This window comes from Candidatus Dedyshia acidiphila, assembly GCF_051025295.1.
GTDB lineage: Bacteria > Acidobacteriota > Terriglobia > Terriglobales > Acidobacteriaceae > KBS-83.
This window is the reverse complement of record NZ_JBMGJV010000018.1, coordinates 64,566-74,999: the sequence shown is the minus strand read 5'-3', so window position 1 is coordinate 74,999 and position 10,434 is coordinate 64,566. Positions and strand designations below refer to the sequence as shown.

The window sequence follows — 10,434 nt, the reverse complement described above, 5'->3', positions numbered from 1 at the left end:
AAAAAAACTTTGCCGTCTGTGACGGCTTCTCTCGTCCGCCAGATCAATTCCTCCTCACCTCTTTACATGGCGGTGCTGGCCCTGTTGTTCTTCGCCGGGCTCAGCGGGAGTATGCATGTCGCATCGGCGCAGAGCGGGCCGACAGACATCAACATCGGAACAACGGTCAAAACACCGCACGCCCAGCGTCTCGGCATCAACCTTAGCGGTCAGTCCTTCTACGACTCTGGTCAGATGCTGCGCAACCTCACCTTCCGCAATCCAGGCTTCGAGGGAGAGATCTGGCGCTCCGTGCTGCGCTGCAAGACGGTCTCCGGGGACGGATGCTACGGAGATGACCCCTGGTCGTCCTGGCCGAAGGATTTCCTGGTTGGCGGCTCGGTGCAGTTCGTCACTGGTCCATCGAAGGGTCTCAGCGGCACTGTCAGCGGTCTCGACCCCGCCAACAACGGCGCGGGCCTCGGCTTTCTCGTGCACATGAGCGGACTTGCCCACGCTCCGACCGCTGGCGACTTCTTCATCCTGCAGGCATATATTCCCGGTCATCCGGAGGTCGGCTGGTGGCCGAGCACATCCGGCGGCGCGACCCTCACCGCCAACACCACGGATATGTCGCCGAACTCACCCGGCAAGCAGGCTTTGCAGATCAACGCAGGCAGCGCTGGCCAATCCGGCGGCGTGACATCCTATTTCGACAGCATGACCGGCCGCTCATTCGTTCAGATGAACGGCACGTATACCGTAAACTTTCGCGCCAAGGCACTGGGCGGCTCCAACGTCCTGAACGTCTCTGTCTCGCGTCCGGGGACGAGTCACGGCAACATGACGTATCTGAACCAGAACGTGTCGCTCACCAACCAGTGGAAGGACTACAGCTACACCTTCACCGCGAATGAAGATGGCAGCTACATCGGTACAGCGCAGTTGAGCTTCAACGTCAGCGGCGGCAACGTGCTGCTGGACGACGCGACGCTGATCGAAGAGGCTGCTGCCGACAACCCGACCGCCTTCCGCAATGCAGTCGTCGAGCGTCTGCGCCAGCTCAAGCCTGGCACGCTCCGCTACATGGATAACGGCACCGACTTCGGCAGCACCAACGACAACATGATTGCGGTGCCGTTCGCACGCCAGCGCGCGTCCTACAGCCCGAACCAGACGCAGAGGGATGACGTGCCGATCGGGCTCGAAGAGTTCCTCGAGCTATGCCGGGCCATCGGCGCCGATCCCTGGTACACCGCTCCTGCCGCCACATCGCCGCAGGAGATGCAGCAGCTCATCCAGTTTCTGAACGGCAGCAGCACGACCAAGTACGGAGCCATCCGCGCATCGCTCGGGCAGTCGGCCCCCTGGACCTCCGTTTTCAACACCATTCACGTTGAGCTCGGCAACGAGACATGGAACGGCGGCTCTTTTGACGGTGCGACGTTTCAGGACCCCGTCGCCTACCCTGATCGTGTGCAGGACGTGTTCAGCGCGGCTCGCTCGGCGCCGGAATTCAACGCCTCCAAGTTCGATCTAGTCATGAACGGGTTCGCTGCCTGGTCGGACTACAACCGGCAGGAACTGGCGACCGGTGTCTCCACTGCGGACACGATCGATGTCGCGCCCTACCTGTTCAACCACCTCGCCTCCTGGGGCTCGAACGAGGCCATCTACGGACCGATGTTCGCCGAGCCGGAGGCGATCGACAGCCTGCCGAACGGGTACATGAATCAGGACATGCAGTTTGCCGCTGGTGCGCCTCACCCGGTCAAGCTCGCCGTCTATGAGGTCAACCTGGGGACGGTCGACGGCACAGCTGCGCAGGGTACGGTCAACGCCGTCATTCCATCTGTGGGCGCGGGCCTGGCGACGGTCGAACACATGCTGCTCATGATGCGCGACAACGGCATCACCCAGCAGAACCTGTTCGCGCTGCCCGAATACGCGAACGGCTACACGAACACCAACGGTGGTGGCGGAAGCACGCCGCTGTGGGGTTCGGTCGTGGACATGGGCGGCCAGAGCAATCTGTGCCGGCCACAGTTCCTTGCCGAGATGCTGGCCAACAGCGCCATCACCGGCGACCTGCTTGAAACCATTCATACCGGCACGAATCCGACCTGGAATCAGGCCACGAACCCGAACACGGGTGTCGCCACGCCGAACGCGCACTACCTGCAGTCCTTTGCGTTCTCGGACGGCACCAACCATAGCGCCGTCGTCTTCAACCTGCACCGCACCAGCGCATTGCCCGTGACCTTCTCGGGCGTCAACGCTCCGAAGGGTGCCGTACAGATTGCGCGCCTGACCTCGACCAACCTGACGGACACCAACGAGCAGCAGAACGTCGTTGCGCCGACCACGAGCCAGGTCAGCAACTTCGACCCGACTGTGGCCACGTCGCTTCCGCCGTTCTCGATGACTGTCTTCACCTGGGCGGTCAACGGCAACATCACGCCCTCCGCGCAGTCGACCACGTCGCTGCTCACCGCAACGCCGAACCAGATCACGTCGGGCCAGAACGTCACCTTGAACGCCTCGGTCACCGCCGCGAGTGGCACACCGGACGGAACCGTCACCTGGACTGACGGCGCCGGTTCGTTGGGCACTGCCACTCTGGTGAACGGTGCGGCGACCGTGAGCACGACCACGCTCAGCGCCGGTACGCATTCCATCACGCTTGCCTATGCGGGCAACAGCTCGTTCCAGGCATCGACATCGCAGCCCGTGACTGTCACCGTCGCTGCTCCTGCGCCCGTCGTTGCCTCCACCACGACACAACTGAACGCGACGCCAACACAAACCACCGTGGGGCAGACCGTGACACTCTCCGCCACGGTGAGTGCTGGCAGCGGCACGCCAAGCGGCACGGTGAGCTTTGTGCAGGGCGGGACCCAGGTGCTTGGCACAGCGACGCTGGTCAACGGCAAGGCTGCACTCGCCGTCAGCTCGCTCACGACCGGACCGCATACGCTGACTGCCCAGTTCGCCGGTACCAGTACGTTCAGCGCATCGACCTCGCAGGGTACGGTCGTCACTGTTGCGGGCAGCGCTTTGGCCAGCACGGCGACCCAGCTCAATGCCACCCCGGTGCAAACCACAGTCGGCCAGACCGTCACCTTCACCGCGCTCGTCAGCTCGGCCACCGGCGCTCCCGGAGGCACCGTCAACTTCGTGCAGGGTAATAATTCCGTGCTCGGCTCGGCGCCGGTTGTGAATGGCACCGCAACGCTCGCGCTGAATTCGCTGAAGACCGGCACCCACACGCTCAACGCACGCTATAGCGGCAGCAGCACGTACGCTGCCTCGACGTCGCAGAACCTCACCGTCACGCTGACCGCCGCTGCTGGTGCCGCCACCACGAGCCAGGTCATGGCGACCCCGGCTCAGGTGACGATTGGTCAGCTGGTGACGCTATCGGCAGTCGTCAATTCGGCAAACGCCACGCCGAGCGGACAGGTCAATTTTTTGTCAAGTAACACGATCATCGGGACAACGACATTGGTGAACGGCAGGGCGGTCTTGACTACCAGCTCGCTCCCTTTGGGTGCCAATCCCATTACTGTCAGCTATCCCGGTGACGCCAGCTACGCCTCTTCGGTGTCATCGGTGGTGAAGGTGACGGTCGGTGCGTCCGCAACCACAACCAGCCTGGGGCTGAATGCAACACAGGTTGCGGCCAGCTCACCCCTGACCCTGACGGCGGATGTCGCAGCGGCCTCCGGTCCCGCACCATCCGGAACCGTCACGTTCTATCTCGGCAGCACGGCGCTCGGCACGGCTCCCTTAGGCAACGGCGTCGCTACCCTGGTCACCAACTCCCCGGCAGGCGCGGGCAGCTATCAGGTCAGCGCTCGCTACGCTGGAACATCCAGTGATAGCGCCTCGGCCTCTGCGCAGGAGAGCTTTGCGGTGGTCGCGTCCGCTCCCTCGACACTTAACACCGTGACCACGCTCCGCGCCCCGGCCAATGCGGTCAGCGGCCAGATCGCATCTTTCGTCGCGACCGTCTCACCCGCAACCGGAGTTACCATCCCTGACGGCGTGGTGCACTTCTTTGTCGGCTCCATCGAGACAGGCAGCGCTCCTCTGGTCAACGGCGCTGCCACGTTGCCGGTTACCGCTCCGAATGCCGGATCGTATCTGCTGAAAGCACAATATAGCGGCTCGGCGACAGACAACGCATCCTCTTCCGCGAACGTCACCTGGGATGTAACAGCACCCGCGCCCGGAATCACACCCGTGTCTACGGCAACTGCCCTGACGCTCAGCAACAGCAGCGTCGGCGCCGGGATCCCGCTCACACTGACCGTACAAGTGACTGCGGCGGACGGGATCACGCAGCCCTCCGGGTCGGTGATGATCGCGGGCCTACCGGTCTCGCTCGCGCCGGTCTCCGTCGCGAACGGCCAGGCGACCCTCCCGCTCACCATTCAGACGACCGGCAGCTACACGCTGCAAGCGAACTTCGTCGGTGATGGCGTGACCAGTGCAAGCTCGACTTCCGCGCCTGTGCTTCTCACCGTCACAGCCTCGTCCAACACACAGCCCGTACCCGCACCTGGGCCGGGCGCGGGTAGCGGCTCGATCGCGCTCTCGCTCAGCACGCAGTCCATTCACCTCAATGCCTCGCAAACCTCGGCTGTGACCGTGCAGGTCACTCCTCAGGGCGGCTTTCAGCAGACCGTCAACCTGTCCTGCCAGGGGCTGCCGGCTAATGTGGCATGCAGCTTCACGACTGCCGCGCTGGCTGTCTCCGGCCATCCAGCCAGCACCACGATGTCGCTCAGCACGGTATCCACAACGGCGCGCAACAGTGACAGCAGCGCACTCTCCGGGATCGCGTACGGCGCGATGTTGCCCTGGAACCTGATCGGGATGCTGGCCACGGCGGCCGCCCGCCGCCGTAAGCAGTGGGGCACCATGCGCACCGTCTGCCTGCTCCTGCTGATGGGCGGCGGCGCCGTCGCGATGACCGGCTGCGGCGTCACTTACAACACCACAGCGCAGACGTATAAGGCAACGGTCACCGCGAGCGTGAATGGCAGCGCTGTACAGACCGCGAGCTTCAGCGTGGTCGTGCAGCAAAAGACAGGATCGTTCTAACCCGAGCGATCCAGAGCAGAAGGGGCGCGGAGAGTATCCCGCGCCCCTTCTGCTTTCGTAGAACGAAATAGTGTCGCCGTTAGATACGGAACAGTGACGGTATCCATTCGAGCAGATCGATCGCGGGAGTGACCGGCTGCTCGGCCCACGCCATGGCGCCCACCGCCGTCACCTGCCCAGCCTCACATTCCGCATCCAGATGCGCGAGCGACCATCCGGGCGCGCCGGCCAGAACGCGAGCCGGCGCGCCCGGCGCAAGCGACACAGCAAAGCTGTCGAGTGCCCGCAGCAGCCCGCTGCCTTCCGCCTTCAGCAGTGCTTCCTTGCGCGTCCAGCAGCGGTAAAAGCCCGCGAGCTGGTCGCCCGGCGCAAGTTGCGCGAGCGCACGCTGTTCGCCGGGAGAGAAGTTCTGCCGCGCCACCTCGGCCAGCTCGGCGAGGGGCACGCGGCTGGCTGCGCTCACCCGCTCCACATCAACGCCCAGCGCCACGTTGTGAGCGAAGGCAAACAGCGCGATGCCATCCGTATGGGAAAGATTGAAACGCAACTCGCTCCCGGGCAGGAAAGGCTTGCCTTGTGCCTCGACGGCGAGTGAAAGCTCCTGCGGCGTCAGTCCTGTGTAGTGCGCCATGAGCAGCCGCAGCACGGCTCGCGCTGCCATCCATGGCACGCGGTCCTTGGCAAAGACGAACCGCGCGGCGCGGGCACGTTCCTCGTCAGTGAGGAGGGTCGCCGCCTGCACGGGCGACGGGTGATGAGCGCGCAGCAGCCGCCACACGTGAATGAAACTGGGCGCCAGCGCCGGAGCTGCGGGAAGAGAGCGCCAGCTTCGATCACTGCACGCGGGCTCAGGTGTGAGGGAATCAGGATTCGCGGGTTCAGGAGGGGCGGACACGGGCGAGGCGTTCGCGTGCGTCAGACTGTGCCGACATGCGCCAGCCGCTGGTCTGCCTGCGCTGGCGAGGCGGTGCGCGCCGTCGGGCCTGCCGCGTGGCTGCTCTGCGCATGCTCGAGACAACGACGCACCATCTCGGTCGTCACCTCGAGATGCTCGCCGAGGAACATCGTCTCGTGATCGCCGGGCGCCCACAGCACATCTACCCCATGCATCGCCACCTTCTCCCAGCCGCACGCCGCACTTGCCCCGGGAACATCCCGTGTGTCCGAGGCGCGAATGAGTGTCAGGCGCACTGGCACAGGCTGCGGCTGATACGCATTCATTGCCGCAAATGTGGTCAGGCTGGTGTTGTACATGAACTGCGGCAGCGGTAGCCGGAACCGGGTGGCGAGCATATTCATCATGCCCCAGTGCCGGATAAAGAAGCGGTCGCGACGCACCAGCACACCGTGCGCTGCAGTGCTCCGGAAATAACGCAACCGTTGCGGTAGCGTGAGGCCGCGCATCTTGTCCTGGTGATGGTGTACTTTGCCCGTCAGGGTCTGCCAGCGGCGGCGAAGCGAATCATCACTCTGCCCCGTCTCCACGCTGCGCAGGTAGCCCGGCAGCCACGAGTCGAACAGGATCACCGAGGCCACCGGTTCGCCGGCGGCGATCAGGTGACGCGCCAGCTCGACCGTCAGAGGTCCTGCGGCGCACCAGCCCATCACGGAGTAGGGTCCGTGCGGCTGAATGGCGCGGATCTCACGCGCGTAGTTTGCCACCCGCTCACGCATGTCCAGGCCATTGTCCTGTTCGAGCTCGCGCAGACCGTAGAAGGGCTGATTGTGGCCGAGCGCCCGCGACAACGCCTGGTAGAGCAGGTACGAATGAATCATGAACACCGGCGGCAGTTGCCCCTGCGGCTGCACCGGAACCATGGAGCGGACTTCCGTCTGCCGGCGCAACTGCACGGCCAGCTTGGCCGGCGTATCTGCCTCGAAGATCGTGGTGATCGGCAGCCGCGTGCCGAAGCTCTTGTTGATGCGCGCGAACAGCCGTACCAGCAGCAATGAGTTGCCGCCGGACTGGAAGAAGGAGTCGTGCGGCTGCACCGTGTCCACGTGCAGCACTTCCTTCCATATCCGCGCGAGTTCGCGCGAGACATCGTCAGTCGGCGATAGCGCGTCGGTCTGTTCCGACGAGGGCTGATCCTCGGGGGCGGCTGCGGCATCGAGGTCGTCGCTCACCGTGGCCGGGACAGGCTGGTAGAGCCGTTCAAAATTCACCGAGCCGTCCAGATAAAGCGGCAGCGCCTGCGTACGGTAGACGGCTCCAGGGCGCGGTTCGCCAGCCATTCGTTCTGCAACCGCTGCTTGCAGACGAGCTGGGTCGAGCCCCGGTCCTCCTGTCACCCACACTGTGACAAATTCCGCCTCACCGCGTGGCCGCTCCAGCCGCACTGCGGCATCGATCACCGCGGGCATCGCCAGCAGGACACGTTCGTAGTCGCTGAGCCGCACACGACGACCTGCCAGTGTCACCAGCGAGCGGCTCTCGCCGATCACGCGGAAAGTTCCCTCGGTCGTGGACTCGGCCAGGTAGCCTGTGTCGTCGCCATGCGCCAGCAACACGCCGGACGTGGCGCCACGGTTCGCGATCCGCACCGGCAGATCGCCCAGTGGCGTGAAGTTGAGAGTGTCGTCGCCGGACACGACCGGCGCCGCGGCCAGGTAGCCCTCCACCGTCGAGAGCAGCGCGTGAGCCGAGCGCACGGGGAGCGGCCGGCCTGCTGCGGTGGGCAGCCATCCCGGGTAGGCGGCATGGCGTCCGCGCGCCAGCGCATGCAGCCGGCGGTCGCCCTTCCAGCCAGCGGCTGCCCAGCTCCGCCACTGGCCTGGCTCGGCAATGGCAAAGGTCGGCTGCCGTTCATTGAGCAGCGACTGCAGCGCAACGTCAGGGCGAAAGCTCAGCCACGTCAGCGAAGCGCCGGTCGAGAGCGCAAGCAGCAGGTCCAGCAATGCATCCGACGGCGAGGCGGGCGCAATCGCCAGCAGCGCGTCCTCTGCCGTGATCGGCAGCTCGCGGCGCAGCATCGCGACCGAGCGGCAGGTCTCCCCGAGATTGATCGAAACGGTCGAGGAGGGCTCGTTCTGGGCGCGGCCATGCAGCACGCGAGGCATGGACCAGGCCTGTGGCAGCGTGCCCAACTTGCCGTCGGCAGTGGCCTCATTCCGTGACCCGGACGCGAGCGTGTCGAAGCTCTCAAACGCGATCGCCTGTGCTGCCGGCACCCCGCCCAGCCGCTTTGCCGGCCCCAGCGTCAGTGTGTCCGGGGTGACCAGGTCGGCCAGTTCGCCCGCTGTGACATGCGCCGGCAGCGGCAACAGCCGGGGACCGCGATCGCCCAGCCGGAGCAGGGCCAGCAGCGCGACAACCGCATGCACGTCCGGAGCGAGCACGAGGTAGGCGCATCGGGCCGCAGTGCGCCCATTCGCCGTGCCAGCAATATGCGCAGCAAGCGAGCGGCTGCGCTGCTCCAGCTGCTGCCAGGTGATCTGATCGGTCGCTGTAGCGACCGCGACCTCCCCGGGACGGGCAGCCACATGAGCGGCGATGCGGTCCAGCAGATCGCCCTCCTGCTCGGCCCTCGCCAGCACAGCCACGGGCCGCGCTGAACGCACAATGGGTTCGGCCGCGGAGGAGGCCACCGGCACATTCATCACCGTGATCGTTTCAGTAGCGGGCTGAGCAGCCGCAACGGAGGGTTGCGCGGCAGAGGAGGCGCCTGAGACAGACAAGTCCGCAACCAACATGTCAGGAACCGACAACTCCGACAGCGGCACATCCGGATGCGCCAGCGCCTCGGTGAGCAGATGCTCGAATCGGTCGAGTAATCCAGCAATGCGCTCAGCGGCAAACAGGTCGCTGTTGTACTCGATCTGCAGCCGTGGGCCTTCCTCCCGCTCGACGACCGAGACGAGCATGTCGAAGTCCACGCCACCGGAAACCGATCGCCGCGGCGTCAGGCGCAGGCCATCCATCTGCTGTGGCTGCATGAAGGCGCGCTGGTACACAAACCACACGGAGAGGAACTGCGAGGTCGGGACTCGCTCACGCGACTGCAGCTCTTCGATGATGCGCGAGAAGGGCAGGTCCTGGTGCGTGTACGCCGAGCTCTCCCACTCACGCACGCGCTGCTCGAGCGAACGGAACGTCGGGTCTCCCGTGACGTCCGCGACGATGATCTGCGGATTGGCGAACCGTCCGACCACGTCTTCCATGCCCGGCTGCGTGCGGTTCGCAATCGTCGATCCCAGCAGGAAGCGATCCTGTCCGCTCTCTCGTGCACACAGGGCTTCAAAGATCGACAGCAGCACGATGTGCTTGGTCGAACCGCTCTGCCGGCAGTAGGCGATCAGCGCTTTGTTGACGTCGGCCGGCAGCAGGGTCGAGGCGATCGTGCCCGGAAAGCTGCGGCCCGCCTGACGCGGCCGGTCCGCCGGCATGGCGATCGGCGGCAGATCCCCCGGGATATGCTCCATCCAGAATCGCAGCGCGGTCGCGGCCTGCGGGCTGCCCAGATATTCGTTCTGCCACACCGTGAAATCGGCGAACTGGAAGGGAAGCTCCGGCAGATCGCTGGCTGCGCCAGAGACAACCGCCTCGAGTGGGCCAGCGCCGCGGAGCAGCGCGCCGTAGAGGTGCAGCACGTCGCGCAGCAGCAGGCCATTCGACCAGCCGTCACACACGATGTGATTCATCGTCAGCGCGAGCTGATACCGCTCGGCGCTGAGCCGCAGCAAACGGGCGCGCAGCACCGGCCCCTGTTCGAGATCGATCCGCAAATGGCTATGTGCCGAGAGCGCCGCCGCAATCTGCGCCTCCTGCGCATCGGCCCCATCGGGCCCGCGCAGGTCCTGCTCCTTGAACTCAAAGACCGGCCGCGTCAGGATGATCTGCGACAGTTGGCCATCGACCACTCGAAACAGCGTCCGCAGCGCTTCGTGCCGCAGCGTCAGCGCAGCCACGGCCTGCTCGAGCACGCGCGCATCCACTGCTCCCTCCAACTCACAGGAGATCGCCATGTTTGACGCCGTCGAATCGGGGTCGATCTGCGCAAGTGTCCAGTAGCGCGTCTGTTCAAGACTGGCCGGCACCACGAAGGTCTCTTCGGCAGTGCCGCCCGTCTCAGGATCGCAAGCATGACTGGTGTGCGCGTGACCATTCCCGGCGTGGGCCTCGGCATGAGCGTGGACGCCGTTTGCAGAGGCGATTGACGCCGTCGTTTCAGAGGTTGCGTCCGCAACCGCTTCGCGGCCCATGGCCATCGTCGCCGGGAACGCGCTGCCCGCCTCTGTACGCGCAACAGCGCCCGCAGTTGGGCGCATCGGCTCGTTCGGCTGCCGATCAGAGAAGGCGGATTGGTAGGCGCGCGTCATACCCCGGCAGAGATCAACAGAAAGCCA

General features: G+C 65.2%; 3 protein-coding genes. 1 reads left to right on the top strand and 2 read right to left on the bottom strand.

Annotation, left to right across the window (positions count from 1 at the left end; translation table 11 throughout):
• Positions 1-18: 18 nt before the first annotated feature.
• Positions 19-5,088 carry an Ig-like domain repeat protein gene (locus AC5IJH_RS09570; protein ID WP_491902589.1) on the top strand — a complete coding sequence of 1,690 codons (5,070 nt, stop codon included), beginning with the start codon at positions 19-21 and terminating at the stop codon, positions 5,086-5,088.
• A gap of 79 nt (positions 5,089-5,167) precedes the next feature.
• Here the strand turns inward: AC5IJH_RS09570 and AC5IJH_RS09565 are convergent, their stop codons facing one another.
• Both AC5IJH_RS09565 and AC5IJH_RS09560 read right to left on the bottom strand, forming a co-directional pair.
• Positions 5,168-5,866: a 4'-phosphopantetheinyl transferase family protein gene (locus AC5IJH_RS09565; RefSeq protein WP_491902588.1), complete on the bottom strand. Its 699-nt coding sequence runs from the start codon at positions 5,864-5,866 to the stop codon at positions 5,168-5,170.
• 137 nt (positions 5,867-6,003) lie between these two features.
• Positions 6,004-10,407 carry a condensation domain-containing protein gene (locus AC5IJH_RS09560; protein ID WP_491902587.1) on the bottom strand — a complete coding sequence of 1,468 codons (4,404 nt, stop codon included), beginning with the start codon at positions 10,405-10,407 and terminating at the stop codon, positions 6,004-6,006.
• Positions 10,408-10,434: the final 27 nt, after the last annotated feature.